28 protein-coding genes are annotated in these 24827 nt (G+C 62.5%); 13 read left to right on the forward strand and 15 right to left on the reverse strand.

Features of this window, described 5'->3' with window-relative positions; translation table 11 throughout:
- Nucleotides 1–9 precede the first annotated feature (9 nt).
- Both ASE60_RS05940 and ASE60_RS05945 read left to right on the forward strand, forming a co-directional pair.
- Complete coding sequence (locus ASE60_RS05940; protein WP_057248823.1) at nucleotides 10–936, forward strand: ABC transporter ATP-binding protein; 927 nt, start codon at nucleotides 10–12, stop codon at nucleotides 934–936.
- A complete protein-coding gene (locus ASE60_RS05945) occupies nucleotides 933–1694 on the forward strand; it encodes an ABC transporter permease (RefSeq protein ID WP_057248824.1) in 762 nt (253 codons plus the stop codon). The genes ASE60_RS05940 and ASE60_RS05945 overlap by 4 nt, the downstream gene beginning before the upstream one ends.
- Nucleotides 1695–1732: 38 nt before the next feature.
- Here ASE60_RS05945 and ASE60_RS05950 read toward each other — a convergent pair whose 3' ends face one another.
- The 3 genes from ASE60_RS05950 to ASE60_RS05960 are packed head-to-tail and all read right to left on the reverse strand — an operon-like array spanning nucleotide 1733 to nucleotide 3477.
- A complete protein-coding gene (locus ASE60_RS05950) occupies nucleotides 1733–2434 on the reverse strand; it encodes a TIGR02281 family clan AA aspartic protease (RefSeq protein WP_057248825.1) in 702 nt (233 codons plus the stop codon).
- The gene (locus ASE60_RS05955; RefSeq protein ID WP_057248826.1) at nucleotides 2431–2652 is read right to left on the reverse strand and encodes a DUF1289 domain-containing protein; all 222 of its coding nucleotides are present in this window, start codon (nucleotides 2650–2652) and stop codon (nucleotides 2431–2433) included. The genes ASE60_RS05950 and ASE60_RS05955 overlap by 4 nt, the downstream gene beginning before the upstream one ends.
- Nucleotides 2653–2688: 36 nt before the next feature.
- On the reverse strand, nucleotides 2689–3477 hold the full coding sequence (locus ASE60_RS05960) for an adenosylcobinamide-GDP ribazoletransferase (protein ID WP_057248827.1): 789 nt from the start codon (nucleotides 3475–3477) through the stop codon (nucleotides 2689–2691).
- A 213-nt stretch (nucleotides 3478–3690) separates the two neighbouring features.
- Here ASE60_RS05960 and cobT point away from each other — a divergent pair, with 213 nt between their 5' ends.
- Together cobT and ASE60_RS05970 are read left to right on the forward strand one after the other, a co-directional pair.
- Complete coding sequence (gene cobT / locus ASE60_RS05965) at nucleotides 3691–4707, forward strand: nicotinate-nucleotide--dimethylbenzimidazole phosphoribosyltransferase (RefSeq protein ID WP_057248828.1); 1017 nt, start codon at nucleotides 3691–3693, stop codon at nucleotides 4705–4707.
- Between the two features lie 228 nt (nucleotides 4708–4935).
- Nucleotides 4936–5349: a diacylglycerol kinase gene (locus tag ASE60_RS05970; protein ID WP_057248829.1), complete on the forward strand. Its 414-nt coding sequence runs from the start codon at nucleotides 4936–4938 to the stop codon at nucleotides 5347–5349.
- Between the two features lie 4 nt (nucleotides 5350–5353).
- Here the strand turns inward: ASE60_RS05970 and ASE60_RS05975 are convergent, their stop codons facing one another.
- A complete protein-coding gene (locus tag ASE60_RS05975; RefSeq protein ID WP_057248830.1) occupies nucleotides 5354–5899 on the reverse strand; it encodes a GNAT family N-acetyltransferase in 546 nt (181 codons plus the stop codon).
- Between the two features lie 3 nt (nucleotides 5900–5902).
- Complete coding sequence (locus ASE60_RS05980) at nucleotides 5903–7438, reverse strand: HAMP domain-containing sensor histidine kinase (RefSeq protein ID WP_057248831.1); 1536 nt, start codon at nucleotides 7436–7438, stop codon at nucleotides 5903–5905.
- A gap of 226 nt (nucleotides 7439–7664) precedes the next feature.
- Here ASE60_RS05980 and ASE60_RS05985 point away from each other — a divergent pair, with 226 nt between their 5' ends.
- From ASE60_RS05985 to ASE60_RS05995, 3 genes are all read left to right on the forward strand, one after another.
- Complete coding sequence (locus ASE60_RS05985) at nucleotides 7665–8339, forward strand: thermonuclease family protein (protein WP_244495557.1); 675 nt, start codon at nucleotides 7665–7667, stop codon at nucleotides 8337–8339.
- Nucleotides 8332–8970: a uracil-DNA glycosylase family protein gene (locus ASE60_RS05990; protein WP_057248833.1), complete on the forward strand. Its 639-nt coding sequence runs from the start codon at nucleotides 8332–8334 to the stop codon at nucleotides 8968–8970. The genes ASE60_RS05985 and ASE60_RS05990 overlap by 8 nt, the downstream gene beginning before the upstream one ends.
- 65 nt (nucleotides 8971–9035) lie before the next feature.
- Complete coding sequence (locus ASE60_RS05995) at nucleotides 9036–9524, forward strand: Lrp/AsnC family transcriptional regulator (RefSeq protein WP_057248834.1); 489 nt, start codon at nucleotides 9036–9038, stop codon at nucleotides 9522–9524.
- Between the two features lie 19 nt (nucleotides 9525–9543).
- On the opposite strand, the gene ASE60_RS06000 is transcribed toward ASE60_RS05995, so the two are convergent.
- On the reverse strand, nucleotides 9544–10245 hold the full coding sequence (locus ASE60_RS06000) for a DNA alkylation repair protein (protein ID WP_057248835.1): 702 nt from the start codon (nucleotides 10243–10245) through the stop codon (nucleotides 9544–9546).
- A complete protein-coding gene (locus tag ASE60_RS06005) occupies nucleotides 10242–11111 on the reverse strand; it encodes an NAD(P)-dependent oxidoreductase (protein WP_057248836.1) in 870 nt (289 codons plus the stop codon). Before ASE60_RS06005 ends, ASE60_RS06000 begins: the two co-directional genes overlap by 4 nt.
- 401 nt (nucleotides 11112–11512) lie before the next feature.
- Here ASE60_RS06005 and ASE60_RS06010 point away from each other — a divergent pair, with 401 nt between their 5' ends.
- On the forward strand, nucleotides 11513–12481 hold the full coding sequence (locus tag ASE60_RS06010) for a DMT family transporter (RefSeq protein WP_057248837.1): 969 nt from the start codon (nucleotides 11513–11515) through the stop codon (nucleotides 12479–12481).
- A 205-nt stretch (nucleotides 12482–12686) separates the two neighbouring features.
- Here the strand turns inward: ASE60_RS06010 and ASE60_RS06015 are convergent, their stop codons facing one another.
- Nucleotides 12687–13514, reverse strand: a complete 828-nt coding sequence (locus ASE60_RS06015) for a class I SAM-dependent methyltransferase (protein ID WP_057248838.1) — start codon at nucleotides 13512–13514, stop codon at nucleotides 12687–12689.
- Between the two features lie 203 nt (nucleotides 13515–13717).
- Here ASE60_RS06015 and ASE60_RS06020 point away from each other — a divergent pair, with 203 nt between their 5' ends.
- Complete coding sequence (locus ASE60_RS06020) at nucleotides 13718–14443, forward strand: DUF2270 domain-containing protein (protein ID WP_057248839.1); 726 nt, start codon at nucleotides 13718–13720, stop codon at nucleotides 14441–14443.
- 118 nt (nucleotides 14444–14561) lie between these two features.
- On the opposite strand, the gene ASE60_RS06025 is transcribed toward ASE60_RS06020, so the two are convergent.
- The 4 genes from ASE60_RS06025 to ASE60_RS06040 form a co-directional block, all read right to left on the reverse strand.
- Nucleotides 14562–14828 (reverse strand): usg protein, encoded by a 267-nt coding sequence (locus tag ASE60_RS06025; RefSeq protein WP_057248840.1) that lies wholly within the window; start codon nucleotides 14826–14828, stop codon nucleotides 14562–14564.
- 165 nt (nucleotides 14829–14993) lie between these two features.
- Complete coding sequence (locus ASE60_RS06030) at nucleotides 14994–15824, reverse strand: ABC transporter permease (RefSeq protein ID WP_057248841.1); 831 nt, start codon at nucleotides 15822–15824, stop codon at nucleotides 14994–14996.
- Nucleotides 15821–16624, reverse strand: a complete 804-nt coding sequence (locus ASE60_RS06035) for an ABC transporter permease (protein ID WP_057248842.1) — start codon at nucleotides 16622–16624, stop codon at nucleotides 15821–15823. The genes ASE60_RS06030 and ASE60_RS06035 overlap by 4 nt, the downstream gene beginning before the upstream one ends.
- Before the next feature lie 168 nt (nucleotides 16625–16792).
- Nucleotides 16793–17575 (reverse strand): ABC transporter substrate-binding protein, encoded by a 783-nt coding sequence (locus tag ASE60_RS06040; RefSeq protein WP_057248843.1) that lies wholly within the window; start codon nucleotides 17573–17575, stop codon nucleotides 16793–16795.
- Nucleotides 17576–17992: 417 nt separating this feature from the next.
- Here ASE60_RS06040 and ASE60_RS06045 point away from each other — a divergent pair, with 417 nt between their 5' ends.
- From ASE60_RS06045 to ASE60_RS06060, 4 genes are all read left to right on the forward strand, one after another.
- Entirely contained in the window at nucleotides 17993–20317 is a 2325-nt protein-coding gene (locus tag ASE60_RS06045) for an OmpA family protein (protein WP_057248844.1), read from the forward strand.
- 145 nt (nucleotides 20318–20462) lie between these two features.
- Nucleotides 20463–21206, forward strand: coding sequence for a polysaccharide deacetylase family protein (locus ASE60_RS06050; protein WP_057248845.1), 744 nt, complete (start codon nucleotides 20463–20465; stop codon nucleotides 21204–21206).
- Nucleotides 21207–21474: 268 nt separating this feature from the next.
- Nucleotides 21475–21921 (forward strand): tetratricopeptide repeat protein, encoded by a 447-nt coding sequence (locus tag ASE60_RS06055; protein ID WP_057248846.1) that lies wholly within the window; start codon nucleotides 21475–21477, stop codon nucleotides 21919–21921.
- A gap of 11 nt (nucleotides 21922–21932) precedes the next feature.
- Nucleotides 21933–22556 (forward strand): tetratricopeptide repeat protein, encoded by a 624-nt coding sequence (locus tag ASE60_RS06060; RefSeq protein WP_244495558.1) that lies wholly within the window; start codon nucleotides 21933–21935, stop codon nucleotides 22554–22556.
- 22 nt (nucleotides 22557–22578) lie between these two features.
- Here the strand turns inward: ASE60_RS06060 and mobB are convergent, their stop codons facing one another.
- The 3 genes from mobB to ASE60_RS06075 are packed head-to-tail and all read right to left on the reverse strand — an operon-like array spanning nucleotide 22579 to nucleotide 24678.
- A complete protein-coding gene (mobB, locus tag ASE60_RS06065) occupies nucleotides 22579–23100 on the reverse strand; it encodes a molybdopterin-guanine dinucleotide biosynthesis protein B (protein WP_057248848.1) in 522 nt (173 codons plus the stop codon).
- The gene (gene mobA / locus ASE60_RS06070; RefSeq protein ID WP_057248849.1) at nucleotides 23097–23759 is read right to left on the reverse strand and encodes a molybdenum cofactor guanylyltransferase MobA; all 663 of its coding nucleotides are present in this window, start codon (nucleotides 23757–23759) and stop codon (nucleotides 23097–23099) included. Before mobA ends, mobB begins: the two co-directional genes overlap by 4 nt.
- A gap of 10 nt (nucleotides 23760–23769) precedes the next feature.
- Nucleotides 23770–24678, reverse strand: a complete 909-nt coding sequence (locus ASE60_RS06075; protein WP_057248850.1) for a DMT family transporter — start codon at nucleotides 24676–24678, stop codon at nucleotides 23770–23772.
- Between the last annotated feature and the right edge of the window lie 149 nt (nucleotides 24679–24827).

Below are 24827 nucleotides of genomic sequence, written 5' to 3' on the forward strand. Positions count from 1 at the left end.
ATCTGCTTCATGGCGCCTATCGTTTCCGTTTCCAATCTGTCGAAGACCTATGCCTCCGGCTTTCAGGCGCTGAAGGGCGTCAGCCTGGATATCGAGGAAGGCGAGATCCTGGCGCTGCTCGGGCCGAACGGCGCCGGCAAGACGACGCTGATCTCGATCATCTGCGGCATCGTCAATCCGAGCGGCGGAACGGTGACGGTTGGCGGCAATGACGTGGTGCGCGAGTTTCGCGAGACGCGCGCGATGATCGGGCTCGTACCCCAGGAACTGACCACCGACGCCTTCGAAACCGTGTGGAACACGGTCTCCTTCTCCCGCGGCCTGCACGGCAAGAAGCCGAACCCCGCCCATATCGAGAAGGTGCTGAAGGACCTGTCGCTCTGGGACAAGAAGGACAACATGCTGCGCGAACTCTCCGGCGGCATGAAACGGCGCGTGCTGATCGCCAAGGCGCTGTCGCACGAACCGAGGGTCCTCTTCCTCGACGAACCGACAGCCGGCGTCGACGTCAATCTGCGCAAGAGCATGTGGGAGGTCGTCGAGCGGCTGCGCGCTTCCGGCGTCACCATCATCCTGACGACGCATTACATTGAAGAAGCGGAAGAAATCGCCGACCGCATCGGCGTCATCAACGGCGGCAAGATCCTGCTGGTCGAAGACAAGGCGGCACTGATGTCGAAGCTCGGGCGCAAGCAGTTGCGCGTCGATCTCGCCAATCCACTGGATGGCGTTCCCGAAACGCTGTCGAGCTACAATCTGACGCTCGAGGGCGATGGGCACTGTCTGATCTACGATTACGACACGAGCGCTGAACGCACCGGCATTACCACTCTGCTGGCGGCCCTCGCCGAAGCCGGTATCCGGCTCAAGGACATTTCCACGCGGCAGAGCTCGCTGGAAGACATCTTCGTCGAAATTGTGGGGGCAGGGCGATGAATATCGAAGCGATCAAGTCGATCTATTTCTTCGAGATGGCCCGTACCCGGCGCACCCTGCTGCAGAGCGTGGTGTCGCCCGTTATCTCGACCTCGCTCTATTTCATCGTCTTCGGCGCCGCGATCGGCGGGCGCATCCAGGAGATCGACGGCGTTTCCTACGGCGCCTTCATCACGCCCGGCCTGATGATGCTGACGCTCTTGACGCAATGCATCGGCAACGGCTCCTTCGGCATCTATTTCCCGAAATTCACCGGCACGATCTACGAGGTTCTGTCCTCGCCGGTGTCGATGGTCGAGATCGTGCTCGGCTATGTCGGCGCGGCGGCGACCAAGGGGCTGATGATCGGGACGATCATCCTCTTGACGGCCTCGCTGTTCGTCGACCTGACGATCGCGCATCCGTTCGTGATGGTGTTCTTCTTCGTGTTGACGGCCATTTCCTTCAGCCTGTTCGGCTTCATTATCGGCATCTGGGCCAAGGACTTCGAGCAGCTGAACCTGATCCCGATGCTGGTGATCCCGCCGCTCGTCTTCCTCGGCGGCAGCTTCTATTCGGTGAAGATGCTGCCACCCTTCTGGCAGGCGGTCAGTCACTTCAATCCGGTGCTCTATCTGATCAGCGGTTTCCGCTGGAGCTTCTTCGAGGTTTCCGACGTCAACCCGATCTTCAGCGCCGTGATCATCCTCGCCTTCCTGACGGCCTGCATGTCGATCCTCGCCTGGATCTTCCGCACCGGCTACCGGCTCAGAAACTGACGGCAGGCGCCGCTGCGGTTTGTTCTGACGCCTGTGGCTCAGTCGCGCAGGCGCAGCTCGTCGGTGCGCATCTGCAGCATCTCCAGCGTCGACAGGAAACTCATGCCGAGCAGGCTCTGGTCGAGCCGCCCCTTGGCGGCCACGGTCGCGCCGATGTTGCGCCGGGTGATCGGGCCGACGGAGATTTCCTGGAGCATGACGGGTGCGGCCTGGGCCCGGCCGTTCGCCGTCATGACGGTGACGATGTAGCTGAGGTTTTCCGGATCAAGGCCGATCCGCTCGGCATCCTCGTAGGTCAGCGCAATGCTGCTGGCGCCGGTATCGACCAGCATGTTGATGTCCTTGCCGTTGACCGTTGCGCCGGTTTCGAAATGACCGTTCAGCATCTTGTGCAGCACCACTTCCTGCCGGCCTTCGCTGTCGGTGATCACGGTCGCGCGGCCGGGAACGAGGCCGGCGAGCAGGCGATTGCCGAAGCCCTGAAGTTCGAAGCGGTAGACATAGGCCGAGACGAGGGCGAGCGTGATGAGGAGCCAGACGGCGACCTGGCGCAGCCCTTCGCCGAAACGGCGGCGGCTTTGTACGACCCCGGCGCCGATCAACGTGGCGATGGCGCCGAGTGACACCAGTCGGCCGAAATCGTCGTTGGCAAGGCCCATGGTGCGGCCGGCATCGTGGTTGACGATCAGCAGGATGAGGCCAATGGCCAGGATCGAGAGCAGGATGGCGAGACGGGTCATGCTTCTCCGCGTTCCCTCGCCATGCGGCCGCGGCGCGTTTCGCGCCGAGGCTTGCGTTCGACCGTCTCGAGCCGGTCGGGCAGCGTGGTCATGATCGCCCGGCGTTCGGCGTCGGTGTAGAGCGTCCAGCGGCCGATCTCGTCACGCGTGCGGCCGCAGCCGAAACAGTAGCCGGTCTTGTCATCGATGGAACAGACGAGAATGCAGGGAGATTCCATGGCGTTGCCCAGTTTTTCCCGGATTATATCGATCTTTCAAACCGTCAGCGCAAGGGCGCCGAGCACCGCGATTTCCGTGAGCTGCTGCGTGGCACCGATCGTGTCACCGGTATGTCCCCCGATTTTGGCGGCTGCGAGCCGGCCGAAGCCTTTGACAGCGGCAAGGAAGGCGAGGAGCGTTGCGATCAGGCCGAGGGCCGGGACCTTGGCGAAATAGAAGAGCAGCATCGCGGCGAGAAGACCAAAGCCGAGGGCAAAACGGCCAGCGCCCGGCTCCGGCGCGCCGGCGGAAGCCGCAACACCGCCGCTGCGTGCCGGCGGCAGGCTGGACCAGTGCCACACTATGGCGGCGCGGCTGAGCGCTGCGGCGCCAAGGATCGCCATGCCGGCGCCAAGGGGCGTGAACAGCGGCAGGATCGAGGCGAGCGCCGAGACGCGCAGGCCGAAAGAAAGAATGAGAGCGACAGCGGCATAGGTGCCGATGCGGCTGTCCTTCATGATCGCGAGCGCCGCGTCGCGGTCGCGTCCACCGCCGAAGCCGTCGGCGGTATCACCAAGTCCGTCCTCGTGCAGTGCGCCGGTCAGCAGCGCCTGGATGGCGACGACGACGAAGGCGGCAAAAAGCGAACTGACATGCAGTGCGATCATCGCGCTGGCAGCGGCTGCGGAGGGCAGGACTATCACGATGCCGGCAAGCGGGAAGGCGCGCACGGCCCGGTCCAGCCGTCCGTCATATCCGACGAAGTGGCGTCCCGGCATGGGGATACGGCTCAGGAAGCCGATCGAGCGCGCCACGTCGTCACAGAAATCGCCCAGAAAGCCCATGGCTCCTCCAAAGATCCGGCCCTCAGCCGCAATCGCAGATGTCACCGCCGCCCGCAAGTGAGAGTAGGGTGAGCATGCAAAACGTCGTGCGTCGAATCGTCCGTCCGGTGACGGATCATGCTCCGGCGACGCCGATTGGCGCAAATGCCGTTGCCCGAATATTCGACGCCCTCTATGAGGAGCGTAGATTCACGATATGCAAGGATTCCCAGCATGAGTGCCAGCGGCCTGCCGTTTGATGATTTCCGCGAATTGTTGCGCAACCTGCCGGGGCCGGATGCGGCGGCCCTGGTCGCGGCGCGCGAGCGGGACGCACAGCTGACAAAGCCGCCGGGCGCGCTCGGACGTCTCGAAGAGATCGCCTTCTGGCTCGCCGCCTGGACCGGCAAGGCGCCGGCCGTCAACCGGCCGCTGGTGGCGATCTTCGCCGGCAACCACGGCGTCACCCGTCAGGGCGTCACGCCGTTCCCGTCGTCCGTTACCGCCCAGATGGTCGAGAATTTCGCTGCCGGTGGTGCTGCGATCAACCAGATCTGCGTCAGCCACGACCTCGGCCTCAAGGTTTTCGACCTGGCGCTTGAATATCCGACCGGCGACATCACCGAGGAAGCGGCGCTCTCGGAGCGGGATTGTGCGGCCACCATGGCCTTCGGCATGGAGGCGATCGCCGGCGGCACGGATCTGCTGTGCATCGGCGAGATGGGCATCGGCAACACCACCATTGCGGCGGCGATCAATCTCGGCCTCTATGGTGGTACGGCCGAGGAATGGGTCGGTCCGGGTACCGGTTCCGAAGGCGAGGTACTGAAGCGCAAGATCGCCGCTGTCGAGAAGGCGGTGGCGCTGCATCGCGATCACCTTTCCGATCCGCTCGAGCTGATGCGCCGCCTCGGTGGTCGCGAGATCGCGGCGATGGCGGGCGCGATCCTCGCGGCCCGCGTGCAGAAAGTGCCCGTCATCATCGATGGCTACGTGGCGACTGCGGCAGCGGCAATCCTGAAGGCGGCCAATCCGTCAGCGCTCGACCACTGCCTGATCGGCCATGTCTCGGGTGAACCGGGTCATATCCGCGCGATCGAGAAGCTCGGCAAGACGCCGCTGCTGGCACTCGGCATGCGGCTCGGCGAGGGCACGGGGGCGGCCCTTGCCGCCGGCATCGTCAAGGCGGCAGCGGCCTGCCACAGCGGCATGGCGACCTTCGCGCAGGCTGGCGTCAGCAACAAGGAATAATCAAGATCCGGCCGGCTTTCACGGCAAAGCCGGCCGATTGCTGTCCAAAGCCTGTCGCGGGCGCTATTCCCGCGTGTGGCGGGCCTTGATGGCCGCGTGCTTCTCGCCTATCCAAAGCGCACATGCAGCCCTAACTATAGGCTTGGGCTCCTGCAACCGGCAAACGCCTTGCATTCGCCTCATTCACGATGTCGAAGCAAGCGCAGTTTCAAGCCTTGTCGAGAAGAAATGGACGTCAAGAACACCACGCACCGCATTGGACCGACGGGTCCCGTCGAGAAGCAGACCGGCATTCGGCATCTCTTCGCCGCCGCCAGCTATTCGCTGGGCGGCGCGAAACGGCTGATCAGCGAGGCTGCTTTCCGCCATGAGCTGATCGCTTTCGGCATCGCCATGGTTGCCTTCACCATCGTCGGCGCGACCTTCTTCCAGTTCGTGGCGATGGCGATCCTGTTCCTGCTGATGATGGCCTTCGAGGCGATCAACACGGCGATCGAGGAAATCGTCGATCGCGTCTCGCCGGAAATCTCGGAAATGGGCAAGAACGCCAAGGATCTCGGCTCCTTCGCCTGCCTCTGCCTGATCATCGCCAACGGCGTCTATGCCGGCTACGTCGTGATCTTCGACGGCTTCATGAACTGATCTGCTACCGCCGGTCGTTCGGCGCGATCCGATAGAGCACGTGCGGGCGCAGCGGGTTGCCCTCCGGCACCGTCACGTCATCGAAATCCTCCGCCGGATCCGAGCGCATGCCGAGCCTTTCCATGAGCGCGCGCGATGGTTCGTTGATGCGCGAGGTATAGCCGATGACCTCGGCAAGCCCGAGTGCCGACCATGCATGGTGCAGGCAGGCGCTTGCTGCTTCGAGCGCATATCCTTGCCGCCAGTAGGGTCGGGCGAGGATCCAGCCGATTTCGACATGCGGGCCACCGAGAATTTCGGCTCCGGCATGCGAAAGGCCAAGACCGCCGATGAGCGCTCCGTCCGCCTTGCGCTCGACGGCCACAAAGCCGAAGCCGTGTCTGCGCAGGTGCCGGTCGCAGTCGGCGATCATCGCCGCGGTATCCTCCCGCGTCAGAATGTCAGGAAAATAGTAGCGGCGCACGTCCGGATCGGCATTGGCGACGGCAAAGGGCGCGACGTCGCGCTGCTCCCAGGGCCGAAGCCTCAAGCGTTGCGTTTCGATGAACATGGATCAGGCGAAACTCTTGCGACGACGGATCGGGGCTGCCACGTCCTCGACTGCCGGCAGGCTCTCGAGCACGCGGCGGGCCGGCAGGATGGCGATCGCCTCGGTGCCTTCCCGAAGCTTGGAGCGCAGGATGAATTCGCCATTGTGCTTGGCGAGAATGGCCTGGACGATGGGCAGGCCGAGGCCGGTGCCCTGCTCGGCGCTCTTGATGGCGATCGAGCCCTGACCGAAGGCCGACAGAACGATCGGGATTTCCTCTTCCGGGATGCCCGGACCGTTATCCTTGATCGAGAGATATTGTCCGCCGCCGGCCGTCCAGCCGACCTTGAAGGTGACTTCGCCGCCCGAATTGGTGAATTTCACGGCGTTGGACAGCAGATTGAGGATGACCTGCCGCATTGCCTTCTCGTCGACCCAGACCGAGGGCATGCCAAGTTCGAACTGCGAGTGGATGGTAATGTTCTTGGCGCGCGCCCTCAGTTGCACCATGCCGACGCAGTCCTCGGCGATCTCGACGAGGCTGACCGCATCCTCGTTCAGGTCGTAGCGGCCTGCTTCGATGCGCGACAGGTCGAGGATCTCGTTGATCAGGTTCAGCAGATGCTCGCCGGAACGATGGATATCGTTGGTGTATTCCTTGTAGGTCGGGTTGCTGAGCGGACCCAGAACCTCCGTCGACATGACCTCGGAGAAGCCGAGAATGGCATTCAGCGGCGTGCGCAATTCATGCGACATGGAGGCCAGGAAGCGCGACTTGGCGAGGTTCGCTTCCTCCGCCCGACGCCGTGCCTCGTCCGACATCGATTTTGCCACTTCGAGCTCGGCGATCAGGTCATCCTTCTCCGATTGAACCGAGAGGATGTGGACATTGGCACGGTTCATGCGATCGGTCATGAACACGAGGAAGAGCAGCGCCAGCGAGATGATGCCCGTGAGGCCGATATAGATCGGATTGCCAGTCGTCAGCGAGACAAAGGCCAGTGCGGCGACCACGGGCGTGAAGGTGCAGAGCAGGGCATTGCGCAGCAGGAACGTGCCCATGGCAGTGGCCGCAAGCGCGAAAAGCAGGGCAGTGCCCTCGAAGAAACCGAAGCGGACATCACCGCACGACGCGCAATCCTGCACAACGAAGGCTGCCCAGCAGAGGCCAATCAACAGCTGGCCGAGCAGGAAGCGCCGGCGCCAGACCGGGACCTTTTCGGCAACGATGTCCTTCTTGCACGCCTTCCTCGCTAGCACCAGCGTCACCGCATGCGCCGAAAGGGTCATGACGGCCCAGACGATGATGCTGAGATTGCCGGAGAGATAGACCCCGACGGCGGCAATCAGGGCGACGAGCACCGGTATGGCGATGGCGCCGTGCAGGGCCGAATCGATGTAAAGATTGAGCATTTCGCGCTCGAAGCCCGAAGGCACGGACGAGCCCGTTTGCAGCCGCTCTCGCGTCGCGCGAACCGTCCTCGAAACGGCCTTGTTTCGATGGTTTCGCGACTTGTCGACAATGATCTTATCTGTCGAGGTGCTGGCAGCGATACTCATGCTCTTATGCAAAGGTTATGGTTTCGTTGCAGTCTAGTGAGCAATCCTTAAGAAGTTGCTGCCGTGTGTGAAGGATTCGACAACCATTATGGCGCGGTGGTGTCCTTGGCCAAAAGTTGAGAGCCGGCACATGAGGTTCCGCCTCTAAGTTTTTGGAATCGTCGATGTTTGTGATGCGGTCCCGGTTCGATCAGGGAGCGCGCGTAGCGATAAAGGTGCAGGAAACGTGAAATCAGGCCGGGCGAGATACCGCTTCACCGGCGGGCGAGGCGGAGGGTCTTCGGGCCGGTCGCGATCGGCCGGCCGTGGCGGCATGCTCGGCGGATGGATCATTCTTCTGCTGCTTTCGATCGTCGCCTATTACGCCGACAAGCTGCCCGTGGGGGAGCGTGCCACAACCGGGGAGGCGCGTGGAGCGGCGTCCGCGAGCGACGGCGACAGTCTTCGCCTTGACGGCAAGCGCATTCGCATCGAGGGGATCGATGCGCCGGAACTCGACCAGAGCTGCGAGCGCGACGGCGAGACCTGGGATTGCGGCCGCCAGGCGCGCGAACGCCTGAGGGCGCTGATTTCCGCCGGCGATGTCCGCTGTCGTTTTCACGGACGCGATCGGTACGGCCGCGACCTCGGCACATGCGAAGCGGGCGGGCGGGACATTGGCCGTGAGATGGTGCTCTCCGGGTATGCGGTCAGCTATGGGCACTATCAAGCGGAAGAGGCACGGGCAGAGAAAGAGCGGCGCGGCATCTGGGTCGGCACGTTCACGACCCCGCAGGAATGGCGCCGCACGAATGACCATCCGGACGAGGGGCCGCATTTGGTCGATGGTTGGCTCGAGACCATCAGGCGCTGGCTGCTGGAGCGGCTGACCGCCTTGTTTGCGGGTATCGGCAATGCCTGAGAACGATGTCCCGGACCTGGAGCGGCTGAGAGCGGAAATTGCCGCCTGCCGCATCTGCCGCGACAGCCCGCTGCGTGGCGACGACGACCGTCTGCCGCATGAGCCGCGACCGGTCGCGGTGATCTCGACCACGGCACGCATCCTGATCGCCGGACAGGCGCCCGGGCTTCGGGTGCATGACAGCGGGTTGCCCTTCAACGATGCATCCGGCGATCGGCTCCGCCAATGGCTGGGGGTGGACCGCGAGAGCTTCTACGATCCGGCGAAATTCGCGATCGTGCCGATGGGCTTCTGCTTTCCCGGTTATGACGCCCATGGCAGCGACCTGCCGCCGCGTCGGGAATGCGCGCCGCTCTGGCGGCAGCGGGTGATGGATCAGATGCCGCAGGTCGAGCTGGTGCTGGCGATCGGGCATTATGCGCAGCGCTGGCACATCGGTCCGGAATGCCCGAAATCGATGACGGAGACGGTAAAGGACTGGCGGCGCTACGCGATGCGCAATGCGGATCCCGCCATTCTGCCGCTGCCGCATCCGAGCTGGCGCAACACCGGCTGGCTGAAGCGCAATCCCTGGTTCGAGGCCGATGTTCTGCCGTTCCTGCGGGAGCGGGTTCTTATGCTCACAACCTGAAACAATTTTCTTTATCTTCACCAATTTCGCGCTATAGAGGGAAAAATAATTCGAGAGGGACTTTCATGGACCGCCTAGACCGCAAAATCCTGCGCCTGTTGCAGGAGGATTCCACGCTGGCCGTTGCCGACCTTGCCAAGAAGGTGGGACTTTCGACCACGCCGTGCTGGCGGCGCATCCAGAAGATGGAAGAGGACGGCGTCATCCGCCGCCGTGTCGCCCTTCTCGATCCGGTGAAGATCAACACCAAGGTCACGGTGTTCGTGTCGATCCGCACAAACTCGCACTCGATGGAATGGCTTCGCCGCTTCTCCGAAGTGGTGTCCGAGTTTCCCGAGGTGGTCGAATTCTACCGCATGAGCGGCGACGTCGACTATCTTCTGCGCGTGGTCGTGCCTGACATTGCCGCCTACGACGCATTCTACAAGCGCATGATTGCCAAGATCGAGATCCGTGACGTCTCTTCTGCCTTCGCCATGGAGCAGATCAAGTACACGACCGAGCTTCCGCTCGATTACATGATGATCGACCAGGCGAAATCCGCCGAGGATTGAGGCGCCTGCGCTAGCGGGCTCAGTTTTGATCGAGACCAAGCCGCGCGAGCACCTTGTCGCTCTTAAGTTCGCGAACCGCGTCCTTGCCCGTCCAGCGGGCGGCGCGGTTTGCGCTTTCGGCCAGGCGCTCTGCGAGCGCCAGTGCAGGACCATGGCAGGCGGAATTGCGCTTGCCGATCTGTCGGAGCGCCCAGTTGACCGCCTTCTTCACGAAGTTCCGCTCGTCGGTTGCGTGCCGCTCGATCAGCGGCAACCAGTTCAGGAGCGTCGCGTCCGGTTCCTTCTTCAGGTGGACCGCAGCGGTCGCAATCATCGCGAAGGCGATGCGCCGGACGAATTCACGTTCGTCGGCCGCGAATTCCGGGATCAGTTCGCGCTCGAAGCGGGCGGCGATGAAAAGGTCGGCAACGGTGTCGACCACTTCCCACGAATTGCAATCGTCGCCCCAGCGGAGCGCCTCTTCCAGCGTCAGTTCTTTCGGGTCGGCGGTAAACGCGGCCAGGATGCGCGCCTCGCGGATGCCGGACTGCCAAAGCTTCAGCGCGCGGCGGTGATCCACCTTCACCTGCCGCGTCACCTTGTGCAGCTCGACATTGGAGAGCCCGAGGGCGGCTTCGGTGACGATGCCGAAGCGCGCCATGCCGGCGAGATTGTCTTCAGAGCCGAGCGACCGCAGGTGAGCGATGATCTCGTCTGCGGTCGAGGACGGGCCGAGGCTCATTTTTCGAGGCGGGCGAGTAACGAGGACGTATCCCAGCGGTTGCCGCCCATTTCCTGGACATCGCCGTAGAACTGGTCGACGAGAGCGGTCACCGGCAGCTTGGCACCGTTGCGGCGGGCCTCCGCCAGCACGATGTCGAGATCCTTGCGCATCCAGTCGACCGCAAAGCCGAAGTCGTACTTGCCGGCGTTCATCGTCTTGTGGCGGTTTTCCATCTGCCAGGAGCCGGCAGCACCCTTGGAGATGACGTCCACAACCTTCTCGATGTCGAGCCCGGCCTTCTTGCCGAAGTGGATGCCTTCGGCCAGTCCCTGGACGAGGCCGGCGATGCAGATCTGGTTGATCATCTTGGTGATCTGGCCGGCGCCGGCCGGGCCCATCAGGCCAACCATGCGGGCAAAGGCTTCGATGACCGGCTTGGCGCGATCGAAAGCCGGTTCATCGCCGCCGCACATGACGGTCAGTACGCCGTTTTCGGCGCCGGCCTGGCCGCCGGAGACCGGCGCATCGATGAAGTGAGCGGTGCGCGCCTTCGCTGCCGCATAGAGTTCGCGGGCGACTTCGGCCGAAGCGGTGGTGTTGTCGATGAAGACGGCGTCGGCCTTCAGCGTTTCGAAGGCGCCGTCCTTGCCGGTCGTTACCGAGCGCAGGTCGTCGTCATTGCCGACGCAAGAGAAGACGAACTCGGCGCCATCGGCGGCTTCGGCCGGTGTCCGCGCTGCGCGGCCGCCGAACTCGGCCGCCCATTTCTCGGCCTTGGCGAAGGTACGGTTGTAGACCGTCAGCTCGTGTCCGCCGCGGACCTTGAGGTGGCCGGCCATGGGATAGCCCATGACGCCGAGACCGATGAATGCGACCTTTGCCATTTTCCGAATACTCCCATTGCTTTCGCTTTGGTGTAGCCGATGGAACGGGAGCGGAAAAGAGTGCTGTTATGTGGCACAGGCCAGCAATGGTGACGAGGGTGGCGTTGGCAGTTGCGTACCGCGAGCAGTCACCAGGTGCCTCAACTGCCGAGAAAACCCGCCCGCCGTACATTCTGGTACACATCTGCGCTCGCCAAACACACGCCGTATACATGGAGCCGCTCTAATCCAGCGACGTTGGCCCCGAAGTTGAAGTCCAACGCGCCCTTCCAGGCACAGTTCGCTCAATTGCTAGGTCGTTCAAGCGCCGACTTCCAATCTGGAAAAGGTGTTTGTCAAACACATGCATGGCGGACCGTGAAGGGAAGCATTAGCGTCCGAAAAACCAATGAGGCCGGACTATGGACAAGAGTTTCTACGTAGGCGTTCTTGCCGCACTCTTCGCGGCCTTCGCCTTTTCGCTCAACTTCGTTGTGCCTTTCATCATCGGCGACTACTCCACCTTTGATTTTGCTCTTGTCCGTCATGTGGTCTCGGCTCTGGTCGGCCTCTGTATTCTGTTTTCGGATCGGGGGGTGATACAACACCTGACGCTCCGAAACTGGCTTTCAGCAATCTGGCTCGCCTTCATCGGCTACGTCGGCTACTTCCTGACGGTGACAGGAGCTGCCATCTTTGCTGGGCCGGTGATTGCTCCCGCCTTTCTCGGTTTGGTTCCGCTCGTTCTGATGGTGGTCGGCAACCAGCGGCAGGGATCGGTTTCATGGCAATCCCTGACGGTGCCTCTCATGCTGGTGCTGCTCGGTCTTGTTTTCGTCAATGGCACAGCGTTCACGGCAGAGGGACTGGAATCCGTCCGTTCCTTCTGGATCGGTGTTCCGCTGGCGCTTGCGGCGGTGGCATTGTGGGTCTGGTTTGCGATTGCCAATCAGGCCGCCTTGGCCGTCCGACCTGAAATGCCCTCCGGTGTGTGGTCCGCGCTTATCCTCGTTGGCGGAGGTATCTTGATGCTGGCCTTCTACCCGGCTGGAGCAGCGATGGGTCTCTTTCAGCTTCCAAAACTCGGTTTTGGGTGGCACGCCGCCGGCTCACTCTATCTTTGGGGTACATCCTTCGCGCTTCTGGCAACCGTATGCGGAGTGTGGGCGTGGAATGTCGCGTCTCGAACCTTGCCCGTTGCACTGGCCGCGCAATTGATCGTTTCGGAAACGGCATTTGGGGTCATCGGCGGTCTCGTCGTTCATGCTCGATGGCCGACCGCGATGGAAGCTGCAGGGATCGCAATCCTCATTGGCGGGGTCGTTCTGTCCGTCCGGATTTTCTACGAAAGGCAGTTTTCATTGGGCAAGACGGCGCTGGCGCACCAGTAAGGGCTCCGCGCCCGATCTTTGTCGGCGCCCAGTCGCTATGGGCCAAAAGGTGCGACTGGTGGCACCTGTTAGATAGCTCTCGAAAAGAGGGAAGGGCGCAAAGTGGGATGCGCCCTTTTCATGCGGTCATGCCGCGCCGCCTTCAGCGCCGCGGCACCCTATTTTTATCCTTACATAGCAGACGACTTAAGGAAGCTGCAGGTGATCAGGGCTTGAAGCGCGCGATCACCAGATGGCCGGCGATCGGCTCGCCTTCTTCCAGACGCACGGTGATGTCGCCGACTTCGACGATCTCGAAACCGGTGGCGGCCAGGCGGTTGCGCAGGTAGCTCTCGGCGTGGGCGAAGCGCTGGTGCGGGCCGACCATGAAATCGCGGCCGGCGAAGGTCTCGGTTGGCAGGGTCTCGCTGGAGAAGATCAGCAGGCCGCCGGGCACCATGTTGTCGACCGCGCCGAAAAACAGCGCTTCGAGCGCGCCCATGTAGGGAAGCACGTCGGTCGCAACGATCAGGTCGAAGGGCTCGTCGTCGTTGTCGTCGAGATAATCGACCGCTTCGGCGACGTAGAGCGTCTCGTAGAGATCCTTCTCATGGGCGATCTCGACCATGTTTTCGGAGAGGTCGATGCCGGTGATGTCGTCGGCCATGTCGCGGAGCGCGCCGCCGGTGAGGCCCGTGCCGCAGCCAAGATCGAGCACACGATCGAACGGGCCAAGCTCAAGCGCCTGCAGCCGCTGGCGCACGAGGAGCGGCACGCAGTAGCCGAGCTGGTCGACGAGCACGTTGTCGAACACTTCGGCATGCTGGTCGAAGAGGGTGGCGACATAGGCGTCAGGCGCCTTCACCGGCGTCTCGCCGCGTCCCATCGAGGCCAGGCGCACGGCAGCGCCGCCGTGGTCTTCCGGGTCGAGCGCCAGCACTTCGGCATAGGCATCGGCGGCGGCATCGAACTTGCCGGATTTTTCCAGGGAGAGGGCGCGGTTATAGGCTTCCGCCAGCGCTTCCTCGTCGATTTTCGTGCTCTTCTGGGTCATGGGCGCTTCTTACGTCCGCAGAGGCGCTTTGGCAATCGCCGTCGGCGATCGTTTACCGGAGCGGATTAATCGGTATCCGGACGACAAATAGGTTTTCATTGGCCTTTTGAACGAAAAACGGCGCCCTGCGACGCCGTCGGGATTTATCGGCGAGAGGAAAGGAGTCATCATCGCAAGCATAAGAAAAGACGGGAGGAACGCCGATGTCCGCCGAGCTCGGTCCGCTGATCATCAGTGCGGAGGTCAAGGAGCCGAAGGGCCCGCCGCTGCCGCAAACATCCCAGGAGCAGATCAACGCGGTCGTGCACTATTATCGCGGTGAAATGGGCCGTATGGCCGGCTGGCGCGACCGCATCGACCGAACCTCGAACTGGGCGATCACCGTGGTTGCGGCGCTGCTTTCGGTATCGCTGTCGACGCCGACGTCACATCACGGCGTGCTGCTCTTCGCGATGCTGCTGATTACGCTGCTGCTCTTGATCGAGGCGCGGCGTTACCGCTTCTTCGATGTCTATCGCGCCCGCGTGCGGCAGTTGGAACGCGGATACTTCGCGCAAATCCTGGCGCCGGACGGCGCGCCGAACTTCAATTGGGCGGCGGCGATCGCCAAGAGCCTGCGCAAGCCGGCATTTCTGATGACCTATCGCGAGGCGCTCTGTCGGCGGCTGCAGCGCAACTATTGCTGGATGTATCTGATCCTGCTGCTGGCCTGGGCGCTGAAGATCTCCTCGCCGAAGATGTCGGCCAATGGCGAACCCTTCGGGCATGTGCGGTCCTGGACCGATGTCGCCGAGAATGCCGCACTCGGCCCTTTGCCTGGCTGGCCGGTGGTCCTGGGCGTTCTGCTGTTCTATGCGCTTGTCCTTTACGGCTCGCTGCACAGGGAGCCGCGTGAAGGCGAACTGGCGCATGGCGAGGTGCATGTCTGAGAGCGCATCGGCTGCAGCGTCCGCAACGCTGAGCGATCGCGGTTATCAGGGCTTGCCGATCGCAACGCCGGTAGCCTGACCGAAGGCCACCTTAGGCTCCTCGGTTTCGATCGGCGGTTCAGTGCAGAATGAACTCGCCTTTGAGCGCGCGCCATTCCGTCGCCGAGATCAGCTTGCGATGCACATAGCGCACCGAATGCAGCGGTCCATCCAGCTTCTCTTCCCAGAATTTCAGGAAGCTGCGCATTTCCGGAAAGTCCGGTGCCAGGTCGTAGTGCTGCCACACATAGGTCTGGAGGAAGGTTGGATGATCCGGCATGTGGTAGAGGATCTGAGCGGTCGTCAGGCCGTAGCCCTTCAGTTGCAGTTCCATTTCGTTCGTCATTAGGACCTCACTTCTCGCAAAGGTTGGTCTCTATGATGAAACGCCCGATTTCTTAATCAAGGGCTAATATTTGCCCTGAAATGAAACTTTCGTAAGAAATAACAAAAGCTTGGCAGCATCTCACGGAGAGTGCTGCCAAGCTTTGCTCGTCGGTGATTTCCGGAATCAGCGCTTGAGGTGACGGGTTAGCCGCGCTTCCAGCATGCTCCAGATGTTGCGCAGGATCTCGACCATGATCAGGTAGAGAATGGCCGCCCAGATATACATCTGGAAGTCGAAGGTGCGGGAAAAGGCGTAACGGGTTTCGCCCATCAGGTCGAAGACGGTGACGATCGCGACGATCGCCGAGCCCTTGATCATCAGGATGATTTCATTGCCGTAGGGGCGCAGCGCCACGATCATCGCCTGCGGCAGGATGATCTTCCAGAAAGCGACGCGCTCGGGCAGGCCAAGGGCGGCGGCACCTTCACGCTGTCCGCGCGGCACGCTCCCGATTGCGCCACGCAGGATTTCCGCCTGGTAGGCTGCGGTGTTGAGCGTGAAGGCGAAGAGCGCGCAGTTCCACGCATCGCGGAAAAACCACCACAGGCCGACCGTTTCCAGCTGCGGGCGGAAACTGCCGAGGCCGTAATAGATCAGGAAGAGCTGCGCGAGCAGCGGCGTGCCGCGGAAAAAATAAACATAGCCGTAGGCGAGCCACGACCAGAGCTTGTTCTTCGACATGCGGGCAAACGCGATCGGCAGCGACAGAAGGGCGCCGAGGACGATCGAGATCGAGACCAGCATCAGCGTGACGCCGAGGCCGGAGAGGAAGCGCGGACCGTATTTCGCGAATTTCTCCGGGTCCCAGCCATTGACGACGGTCAGGAAGATGCCGACGCCAAGCGCCAGCCAGACGCCGAGCGCGACGCTGCCGACGAAGCGGGTCAGCGTATAGGGCCTTGGCGGAACCGGAGGCGGGGCCTGCGGCGGGATCATCGTTGCAACAGTGCTCATCGGCCCATCTCCGCACGTTTGGTCCAGCGTTCCAGGTTCGCAAAGACGATCGAGGAAATCATCGCGAGGATCAGGAAGAGCACGCAGGCGACACCATAGAATTCAAAGGCTTGCTTGGTAACGCGGGCGGCGACGCCGGTCTGGCGCAGGATGTCGGTCAGGCCCACCACCGAGACGAGGGCGGTGTCCTTGAGCAGCGCCATCCAGAGATTGCCGAGACCGGGCAGCGCGATGCGCACGAGCTGCGGCAGGATGATGAGGCGCATGGTCCTGCCGCGATGCAAACCAAGGGCATCGCCGGCCTCGTATTGTCCATGTGGAATGGCCTTGAAGGCTGAGAGCAGCACTTCGGAACAATAGGCGGAGAACACGACGCCGAGCGCGATCATGCCGGCGAAGAAGGCGTTGATCTCCACCGGCCCCTCGTAGCCGAGCGTCGCCAGCAGCTGCTGAACGAGGATCTGCAGGCCGTAATAGACGATGAAGAGCGTCAGCAGTTCGGGCAGGCCGCGGAAGATCGTCGTGTAGATGTTGGCGGCCAACCGTATGGTGCGCTCTTCGGACTGCTTTCCGAGAGCGATGAAAAAGCCGATCAGCAGGCCGACGGGCAGCGTCGCGATGGCAAGGCTCGCGGTAACCACGAAGCCGTAGGCGATATCGTCGCCCCAGCCTGTGTCGCCGCAGGCCAGCAAGGTGCCGGGCGCCAGCCAACGAAAGACCCCGACGGGGCCGCAGAATGGATCGACGATCGATCCGATCCAGGAAAGGATGGAATAGAAGCCGGCAAACAACCCGCTCATGTCAGAAGTTTCCCCTTTGCGCCGTTTTTGTGTGTATCGATCGCGCTTTGTTTTAGGCTCTTGTCAAACAAAAACGGCGGAAGGGCAAGCCGTCCGCCGTTGCATTTTTCGCATGAACTGACGTTTCTCCGGCATGATTCACTAGGAAATCGCGCCGGATCCCGTCAATCAGCTGCCATAAACGTCGAACGGGAAGTACTTTTCGTTGATTTCCTTGTACTTGCCGTTGGCGCGGATCGCTTCGATTGCCTTGTTGAACTTTTCGCGCAGCGCGTCGTCGCCCTTGCGCACGGCAATGCCGGCGCCTTCACCGTTGATGACGGGGTCGATCGGCAGCGTGCCGAGCAGCTTGCAGCAGGCGCCGTCTGTCGACTTCAGCCATTCGGAGAGCACGACGACGTCGTCGATGACGGCGTCGATACGGCCGTTGGCGATGTCGAGCTTGTATTCGTCAGCCGTCGGATAGAGCTTGATGTCGGCACCCTTCATATGCGCTTCGGCATAGTTGGAATGGGTGGTGGAGCCCTGCGCGCCGAGCGTCTTGCCCGCAAGCGCTGCCTCGGTCGCCTCGGTGATCGGCGAATCCTTCGGCACGACGATTGCCGGCGGCGTGTTGTAGTACTTGTTGGTAAAGTCCACCTTTTCCTTGCGCTCGGCAGTGATCGACATGGATGCGATGATGGCGTCGAACTTCTTGGCGATCAGCGCCGGAATGATGCCGTCCCAGTCCTGCGTGACGAAGGTGCATTCGGCCTTCATTTCCGTGCACAGTGCCTTGGCGATGTCGATGTCGAAGCCCGTCAGCGTGCCATCCGCTGCAAGGTTGTTGAAGGGCGGGTAGGCGCCTTCCGTGCCGATAACGACCTTTTCGCCGTCGGCCATGGCCGAGCCTGCCATGAGCACGAAAACGGCAGCCGATGCGGCGGCTGCCAGCCGCTTGGAAATACGCATGATAGTCCTCTCTGTTGGCCGACATCCGGTTTTTTGTTTTTCACGGATGCCAATTTCTGCCGGAGCGTTTGCCTCCGGTTGCGGCGATATTCGTACTCTTTTCCTGTAAAAATCAACAGGAAAGCGAAGGTGCTCACCGGGAAAAGGATTTCGACCGCAGATTGTGGTCGCGGGTCGCGCAATGAACATGAACGGTGCGTTCAGCGCCGGTTAATCTTGCCTCCGCTAGCCCTTATCAAGGAACCGGCGCGTGGCTCGGGCATTGCACTTGACGGCGCGTGTCGTTGGCAACACAAAAAAGCCGGAACCTTGGGTCAAGGCCCCGTGAGTATTCGCGTTCGCACCCATTCTTAGCCGTGTCATATGCTGGGAAGAGGATGCGGGACCAGGACCTCCCAAGAAGAGGAAGGAAGACAAATGTCGATTCGATCCAAACTGTTTGCAACCGTCGCGCTGCCGGTGCTGTCGGTGTCCGTCGCGGTTCCGCCCGCTGTCGCCGACAACCTGATGAAGCCATTCGAGGTTGCACAGGAGGGCGGCGGTCAGTCTGAGGAAGAGCTGCTGCTGCAGAAGCAGCGCCAGGCTGAAGAAGAGGCAGCACGCCAGGCGGCCGAACAGCAGAAGGCTGCGGAAGAAGAGGCCGCGCGCCAGGCTGCCGAGCAACAAAAGGCTGCTGAGGAAGAAGCCGCGCGCCAGGCTGCTGAACAACAGAAGGCCGCTGAGGAAGAAGCTGCCCGCCAGGCTGCAGAACAACAGAAGGCCGCTGAAGAAGAAGCCGCTCGCCAGGCCGCTGAACAGCAGAAGGCTGCCGAGGAAGAGGCTGCCCGTGCAGCCGCTGAACAGCAGAAGGCTGCTGAGGAAGAGGCTACCCGCCAGGCTGCCGAACAACAGAAAGCTGCTGAAGAAGAAGCTGCGCGCCAGGCGGCTGAGCAGCAGAAGGCCGCTGACGAGCAGAAGGCTGAGGAAGAGCAGAAGGCCGCCGAAGAGCAACAGAAAGCCGCTGAACAGCAGAAGGCTGCAGAAGACGAAGCTGCCCGCCAGGCTGCCGAACAGCAGAAGGCAGCTGAAGAACAGCAGAAAGCTGCGGAGCAGGCTCAGCCCGGTACCTGCGTCGTACCGGAAGGTCAGGATGCATCGACCGCATGCCCGCCGGAAGGCGGCAAGGCAGCCGAACAGCCTGCGACCACCGAAGAGCAGAAGGCCGGCGAGCAGCCGCCCGTGACCGAAGAGCAGAAGGCAGGCGAACAGCCCGCGCCGACCGAAACGGCGCCGGGCACGGAGCCGCAACCCCAGACTGGCGAAGGCCAGCTTGTACCGGGCACGGAGCAACCGCAGACCGGCGAGGGCCAGCCTGTGCCTGGCACCGAGCAGCCGCAGACCGGCGAAGGTCAACCCGTCCCGGGGACCGAGCAGCCGGCGACCGCCGAGCAGCAGCCGCAGGTGCAGCAGCCGGTTCCGGAAGTGGTCGACACCCGCACCGAAGAAGAAAAGGTGAAGATCGCCGAAGACCCGGCGGCGACCGACGAGACCGTCGTTCTGCCGGTTGAAAACGGTGCGGCCGTGCTCGACAGCGACAAGGACGCCGACAATGCCGGCGGCAACCAGGCGCGCGAAGAGCGCCAGAAGCTGCGCGAGGAGCTGCGCGCCAAGGAAGAAGACGCGCCGGCGCCGGCAGACGATGCCGCATCCCAGGCTGCCATCACCGCCGAGACCCCGGCCGACCTGACGCAGAAGATTGAGGCGAACCTCAACGAAAAGGGCACGCGCGTCGATGAGGCGCCGGTCTTCGTGGTTCCGGAGACGACCAACATCGTCAACAACACCGTCATCAACAACACGGTGATCAACAACAACACGACCGTCAACAACGTCACCAACAACATCACCGAGGTGAAGGTCGTCGAGCAGGTCGACAATCGGGTCATCCTCGGCGTCGGCGACCAGATCTTCGTGCGTGGCGACGATCGTCCGCGCCTGCGCCACGATGCGGAAGAGACCTATTACGACGAACTTCCGCGCGGCCGCACCCGCGAAACCATCCTGCGTCCGGGCGGCTACAGGATCGTCACCGTCTACAACCGTTACGGCGACATCCTGCAGCGCTCGCGCGTTGACCGTGACGGCAACGAATACCTGATGATCTACGCGCCCGAGCGTGACGAAGGTCCGCGTCCGGCGATCATCGACGTCGGCTACGAACTGCCGCCGATGCGCCTGCGCATCCCGGTGAGTGATTATATTGCCGACGTTTCCGACGACCCGGACCGTGACTACTACGAGTTCCTGGCCGAGCCGCCGGTCGAGCGTGTCGAGCGCGTCTACACGATGGACGAGGTGCGTCATTCGGCCCGCCTGCGCGACAAGGTTCGCCGTATCGATCTCGATACGATCACCTTCCCGACGGGCAGCGCCGAAGTGTCGATGTCGCAGGCGAAAACCATGCGCAAGGTCGCGGCCGCAATGGAGAAGGTTCTGGCGAAGGATCCGGGTGAAACCTTCTTCATCGAAGGCCACACTGATGCCGTCGGCTCGGACCGCTCGAACCTCGTGCTTTCGGATAAGCGCGCCGAATCGGTCGCATCGCTGCTGACCGAGGTCTACGGCATTCCGCCGGAAAACCTTGTGACCCAGGGCTACGGCGAGCGCTTCCTCAAGGTGCGGACTGAGGAGGCCGAACAGCAGAACCGCCGCGTCACCATTCGCCGCGTCACGCCGCTGGTCCGTCCGGTCGCGCAGCGCTAACAAAGTCGCCCAGCGCTGATCAAAGTCGCACAGCGCTGATCAAGCTTCGGGCAGGAATGTCCGAATAGCTCTAGGAAACCCGCCTCGCAAAAGGCGGGTTTCCGTCGTTTCACAGATCTCCAGCCTCTTTAATTTCCGGATTGCCATGAAAGCCGTTGCCCTGCCGTTCCTCGCCTTCGCCATGCTCACCCAATCGGCTGTCGCAGCACCGGGGCTCGTGGAGCCGGATCTGCGGCTGCCGGCCAATCCAGATGGAAAGAGCGGGGCGCCGCGCGTCGCCCTGACGCTCGATGCCTGCAGCGGCGCGACCGACATGCGCATCCTCGGCACCCTGATCGAGAACCACATTCCGGCGACGATCTTCGTGACCGCGCGCTGGCTGAAGCGCAACGGCCTCGTCGTCGAGGTGATGAAGGCGCATCCGGATCTGTTCGAGATCGAGGATCACGGCGCGATGCATGTGCCGCCGATCGACGTGAAGGTCTCGGTCTATGGTCTGGCGGCGGCCGGGTCGGAGGCTGCGGTTGCGGCCGAAGTCGATGGCGGTGCGACGGCGATCAAGGCGCATGGCCTGCCGGCGCCGCACTGGTTCCGTGGGGCAACCGCCAAATATACCCATTCGTCGATGCGCCAGATCCGCGCCATGGGTTATCGCATCGCCGGCTACTCGGTGAACGGCGACGGCGGCTCGCTGCTCGGCGCAGCCGTCGCCGAAAAGCGGATTCGCGCAGCGAAGGACGGCGACGTCATCATCGCCCATATCAACCAGCCGACCCATTCCGCCGGCGCCGGCGTCGCGCGCGGCATTCTCGATCTCAAGGCGAAGGGCTACAGCTTCGTCCGATTGAACGACATTCCGGATGAAATGACGGTCGGCGCGACGAATTGACTGATTTTGGCGGCTGGCTGCGGAAAATGTCCGTAAGGAAATGGTCAACGCCGGAAAATGTCTGCGTCGAGTGTATCTCCCCGAGCGCGGCGACGTTCCATATCCCATATCGCGTGGTGGATTGTGCGTGCTCGACCAAGCCGTTTCTCTCATGACAGTTGCAAGGCCGCTGCTCGACGCAAAGTAGCGGCTTGTCGAATTCCATTTTCCGTTGCCGGCAGCTCCCCCTTAGGCTTGTCGAGCTATGCGTCTGGCTCTGGAGGAGTGGATGAAGCGTATCGTTATCGGGTTCGTTATCGCGCTGCTATCGCAGGCATTCGCGTCGCCTGCGCGCGCGGATGGTGCGAGTGCGCCATTGCAGCCGTTCGAGCAAGTGCTGGAGCGCGCCGAGAAAGGCGATGTCGAGGCTGAGATCGATATCGGCATACGCTACCAGACAGGTGAGGGTGTTGCGCGCGACGTTTTGAAAGCCATCGGCTGGTATCGGGGGCCGGCCGAGAAGGGTAACGCGAAAGCGCAATTCCTGCTTGGCACAATCTATTTCAACGGTGCCGAGGGCGTGAGGCAGAACTATGCCGAGGCGCTACGCTGGTATAGGAGGGTGATCGCTGGCTGCGGCTTGCTGCGGGTGCCGGAAATGGGCAGGCACAAAATCTCCTCTGCACCATCTACGTGCGCGCATTCGGCGTCGGGCGTGACGATCGGGAAGCGGTAAAGTGGTGCCGCTTGGCGGCCGACCGGGGCATGGCCTCGGCGCAGGTGGATCTGGCAATCTTCTACATGCTGGGTCGCGGCGTCGAGAAGGACGAGGCTCAGGCATTCGAGCTGTTCCTGAAGGCGGCAAAACAGGGGAACCCGCAAGCCCCGATGAATGTCGGCGCCATGTACCTGACGGGTGCCGGCGTTAATGAAAACTACGCGGAGGCGCACCGCTGGTTCCTGATGCTTGCTGATCGCGGAGATCCCAAGGGGCAATTCAACCTGGCGGTCATGTATGCGAACGGCCAAGGTATAGAGAAGAACGTGAAGGAAGCGGCGCGGCTCTACAAGCTTTCGGCTGACCAGGGTTATGCCTTGGCGCAGTTCAATCTCGCCATGGCCTATCTGAACGGCATCGGCGTGGAGATTGACGCTCCGGCTGCCGTCCGGTGGTTCCGCAAGGCGGCGGAGCAAGGAAATGCCGACGCGCAATTCTTTCTCGGTATCGCCTATGCGAGAGGCGATGGGGTGGAGCAGGACCTTTCAGCCGCGGCCGAATGGTATGCCAAGGCCGCCGCGCAGGGGATGCGGAAAGCGCAGGAGTTGCTGGCGAAGCTGCCCGAAGAGTATCGCCGCGCCTCGCAGCGTTGAGCCTGCAGCGCCTTCGCGCCTTTCAGACGCCTTTGCGCTGCAACCCTGTGACCTTCTCCACGAAATCGGCGATCGCGATGGTGTCGTCGAGGTCGAAAAGCGGAAGATCGGCATTGGCAACCGGGTGATCGGCAGCGATCGCGCAGATGTGCGGATCGGTGGGGGCCAGCGGCTCTCGGTTCGCCGATTCCAGGCGGCGGGCCTCGATCTTCGGGATCGGTTCGCGCTTGTAGCCCTCGACGAGCACAAGATCACATGGCGCCAGGCGCGCAAGGATGTCCTCGAAGGACGGTTCCGGCGCGCCGCGCAGTTCGTGCATGATCGCAAACCGCGTGCCGGAGACGATCGTCACCTCATGGGCGCCAGCCTCGCGATGGCGGTAGCTGTCGGCGCCAACCTTGTCGATGTCGAAGTCGTGGTGCGCGTGCTTGACGGTGGAAACCACGTGGCCGCGCTGCGTCAATTCGCTGACGAGCCGTACCATCAGCCCGGTCTTGCCGGAGTTCTTCCAGCCGGCGATGCCGAAGATTTTCATGGCGCTCATGCTTTTCTACCCTCAAACAAACTCAACCATTCCTCCGCCTCGGTGAGATCCGCAGGCGTGTTGACGTTGAAGAAGGGATCGAATGCGCCCTTCGGCGTCATGGTGACAGGAAAGTCGACCGTTACCGAGGCATGGCGTTCGATGAAGGCACGGACGCGGCGCTTCGGGTCGCTCATCAGCCAGTTCTCCAGATCGTCGGCGAGCGCAACTGGCCAGAGCGCAAACAGTGGATGCATCTGGCCGACGGATGCCGCTACGGCAATCTGTTGACGTTGGGTCAAGGCGGCGATCAGTCGCGCGACGAGGTCATCGGGAAAGAAGGGCGTGTCGGTGGGAACGACCAAGACATGGGATGCTTCCGGCGTAGCCCCTGCCACATGGCGCATGGCCGTCAGCACGCCGGCGAGCGGTCCGAGAAAACCCGGAACCGTATCGGCAATGACGGGCGTATTTCCGTCGACGGCGTCTGCCGGTTCGGCGTTGAGGTTGACGGCTATGCTGGTGACCTGGGGACGAAGCCGCTCGATGATGTGCGAAAGCATCGTGCGGCCACCCAGGTGAAGGTCGGGCTTGGGGCTTCCCATGCGGCGCGACAGTCCGCCTGCGAGGATGACGGCGGGTAGCGGTTCGCTGATCAGACGGCGTGAGGTGTCCGGCATCGCGCGGCTCCTATTCCAAAGGGCCGGTCAGCGAGCGCTGGGCGACCGCTTTTCGGCCGCGCAGGGTCTCGCGGTAGAAGGTGTAGAGGCCCGAACCGATAATGACCGCAACGCCGACCAGCATCCAGGTATCGGGCACTTCCGTAAAGAAGAAGATGCCGATCGCGATCGACCAGATCAGGCTGGTGTAGCGGAAGGGCGCAATGACCGAGATATCGCCGGCGCGCATTGCCAGCACGATCGTCTGGTAACCGAGCATCAGCAGGATGCTCGCGGCGGCGATGTGGCTGAAGGTCGTCGCCGACATTGGCTGCCAGCCGCCCATCGGCTGGACGAGGACGGCACCGACGATGGTTGTGACAAGGGAGGTCGACACGGTGATGTAAAGCGAGGGCACGTCATGGCCGATGCGGCGGGTGCAGAGATCGCGGGTTGCCGTGACGAACACGCAGGCGACGACGGTCAGTGCCGCCGGCGTGAAGCCCTCGGGACCGGGCCGAAGCACGATCAGCACGCCGATGAAGCCGGCGATGATCGCCGTCCAGCGCCGCCAGCCGACTGGCTCGCCGAGGAACAGGGCGGCGCCGAGCGTGACGGCCAAGGGCAGCGCCTGCATGATCGCCGAGGCATTGGCGAGCGGGATCTGGCCGAGGGCGGAGATATAGGTGACCGAGGCGAGCGCCTCCATGGCGATGCGCAGCAGGATCACCGGCTTCATCAGGGTGCGGAGCGGCCGAAAGGCGCGAAACTGCCAGGCGGCCAGCACCACCATCAGCGTCGTCAGCAGCCCGCGCACGAAGATGATCTGGCCGACATTCATCGCGCCGGTGACAGATTTGACCAGCGCGTCGTTGCAGGAGAACGTGACCATCGCCAGGCACATGAAAAGAATGCCGCGGAAATTGGTGGAGGCTTGCATGCTGGCTGTCCTGCGGCGCCGGAAAGCGGGCTACGCTGTCGACGAATGGGGAGGCGAATCCACGGGATGGATCGCCTAATGTTTAAGCATTGGCTGCCGGCTTGTGCAAACGGGTTCGCACGCGGTGGCCGTTTTTCTTTCAGCGCAAG

Origin of the sequence: Ensifer sp. Root278 (genome assembly GCF_001429285.1) — a bacterium.
GTDB lineage: Bacteria > Pseudomonadota > Alphaproteobacteria > Rhizobiales > Rhizobiaceae > Ensifer.

Excerpts from the sequence above, each read along its gene's own strand:
- ASE60_RS05940 (WP_057248823.1), top strand. The coding sequence starts at position 10 with ATGGCGCCTATCGTTTCCGTTTCCAATCTGTCGAAGACCTATGCCTCC.
- ASE60_RS05945 (WP_057248824.1), top strand. The coding sequence starts at position 933 with ATGAATATCGAAGCGATCAAGTCGATCTATTTCTTCGAGATGGCCCGT.
- ASE60_RS05950 (WP_057248825.1), bottom strand. The coding sequence starts at position 2,434 with ATGACCCGTCTCGCCATCCTGCTCTCGATCCTGGCCATTGGCCTCATC.
- ASE60_RS05955 (WP_057248826.1), bottom strand. The coding sequence starts at position 2,652 with ATGGAATCTCCCTGCATTCTCGTCTGTTCCATCGATGACAAGACCGGC.
- ASE60_RS05960 (WP_057248827.1), bottom strand. The coding sequence starts at position 3,477 with ATGGGCTTTCTGGGCGATTTCTGTGACGACGTGGCGCGCTCGATCGGC.
- cobT (WP_057248828.1), top strand. The coding sequence starts at position 3,691 with ATGAGTGCCAGCGGCCTGCCGTTTGATGATTTCCGCGAATTGTTGCGC.
- ASE60_RS05970 (WP_057248829.1), top strand. The coding sequence starts at position 4,936 with ATGGACGTCAAGAACACCACGCACCGCATTGGACCGACGGGTCCCGTC.
- ASE60_RS05975 (WP_057248830.1), bottom strand. The coding sequence starts at position 5,899 with ATGTTCATCGAAACGCAACGCTTGAGGCTTCGGCCCTGGGAGCAGCGC.
- ASE60_RS05980 (WP_057248831.1), bottom strand. The coding sequence starts at position 7,438 with ATGAGTATCGCTGCCAGCACCTCGACAGATAAGATCATTGTCGACAAG.
- ASE60_RS05990 (WP_057248833.1), top strand. The coding sequence starts at position 8,332 with ATGCCTGAGAACGATGTCCCGGACCTGGAGCGGCTGAGAGCGGAAATT.
- ASE60_RS05995 (WP_057248834.1), top strand. The coding sequence starts at position 9,036 with ATGGACCGCCTAGACCGCAAAATCCTGCGCCTGTTGCAGGAGGATTCC.
- ASE60_RS06000 (WP_057248835.1), bottom strand. The coding sequence starts at position 10,245 with ATGAGCCTCGGCCCGTCCTCGACCGCAGACGAGATCATCGCTCACCTG.
- ASE60_RS06005 (WP_057248836.1), bottom strand. The coding sequence starts at position 11,111 with ATGGCAAAGGTCGCATTCATCGGTCTCGGCGTCATGGGCTATCCCATG.
- ASE60_RS06010 (WP_057248837.1), top strand. The coding sequence starts at position 11,513 with ATGGACAAGAGTTTCTACGTAGGCGTTCTTGCCGCACTCTTCGCGGCC.
- ASE60_RS06015 (WP_057248838.1), bottom strand. The coding sequence starts at position 13,514 with ATGACCCAGAAGAGCACGAAAATCGACGAGGAAGCGCTGGCGGAAGCC.
- ASE60_RS06020 (WP_057248839.1), top strand. The coding sequence starts at position 13,718 with ATGTCCGCCGAGCTCGGTCCGCTGATCATCAGTGCGGAGGTCAAGGAG.
- ASE60_RS06025 (WP_057248840.1), bottom strand. The coding sequence starts at position 14,828 with ATGACGAACGAAATGGAACTGCAACTGAAGGGCTACGGCCTGACGACC.
- ASE60_RS06030 (WP_057248841.1), bottom strand. The coding sequence starts at position 15,824 with ATGAGCACTGTTGCAACGATGATCCCGCCGCAGGCCCCGCCTCCGGTT.
- ASE60_RS06035 (WP_057248842.1), bottom strand. The coding sequence starts at position 16,624 with ATGAGCGGGTTGTTTGCCGGCTTCTATTCCATCCTTTCCTGGATCGGA.
- ASE60_RS06040 (WP_057248843.1), bottom strand. The coding sequence starts at position 17,575 with ATGCGTATTTCCAAGCGGCTGGCAGCCGCCGCATCGGCTGCCGTTTTC.
- ASE60_RS06045 (WP_057248844.1), top strand. The coding sequence starts at position 17,993 with ATGTCGATTCGATCCAAACTGTTTGCAACCGTCGCGCTGCCGGTGCTG.
- ASE60_RS06050 (WP_057248845.1), top strand. The coding sequence starts at position 20,463 with ATGAAAGCCGTTGCCCTGCCGTTCCTCGCCTTCGCCATGCTCACCCAA.
- ASE60_RS06055 (WP_057248846.1), top strand. The coding sequence starts at position 21,475 with ATGAAGCGTATCGTTATCGGGTTCGTTATCGCGCTGCTATCGCAGGCA.
- mobB (WP_057248848.1), bottom strand. The coding sequence starts at position 23,100 with ATGAGCGCCATGAAAATCTTCGGCATCGCCGGCTGGAAGAACTCCGGC.
- mobA (WP_057248849.1), bottom strand. The coding sequence starts at position 23,759 with ATGCCGGACACCTCACGCCGTCTGATCAGCGAACCGCTACCCGCCGTC.
- ASE60_RS06075 (WP_057248850.1), bottom strand. The coding sequence starts at position 24,678 with ATGCAAGCCTCCACCAATTTCCGCGGCATTCTTTTCATGTGCCTGGCG.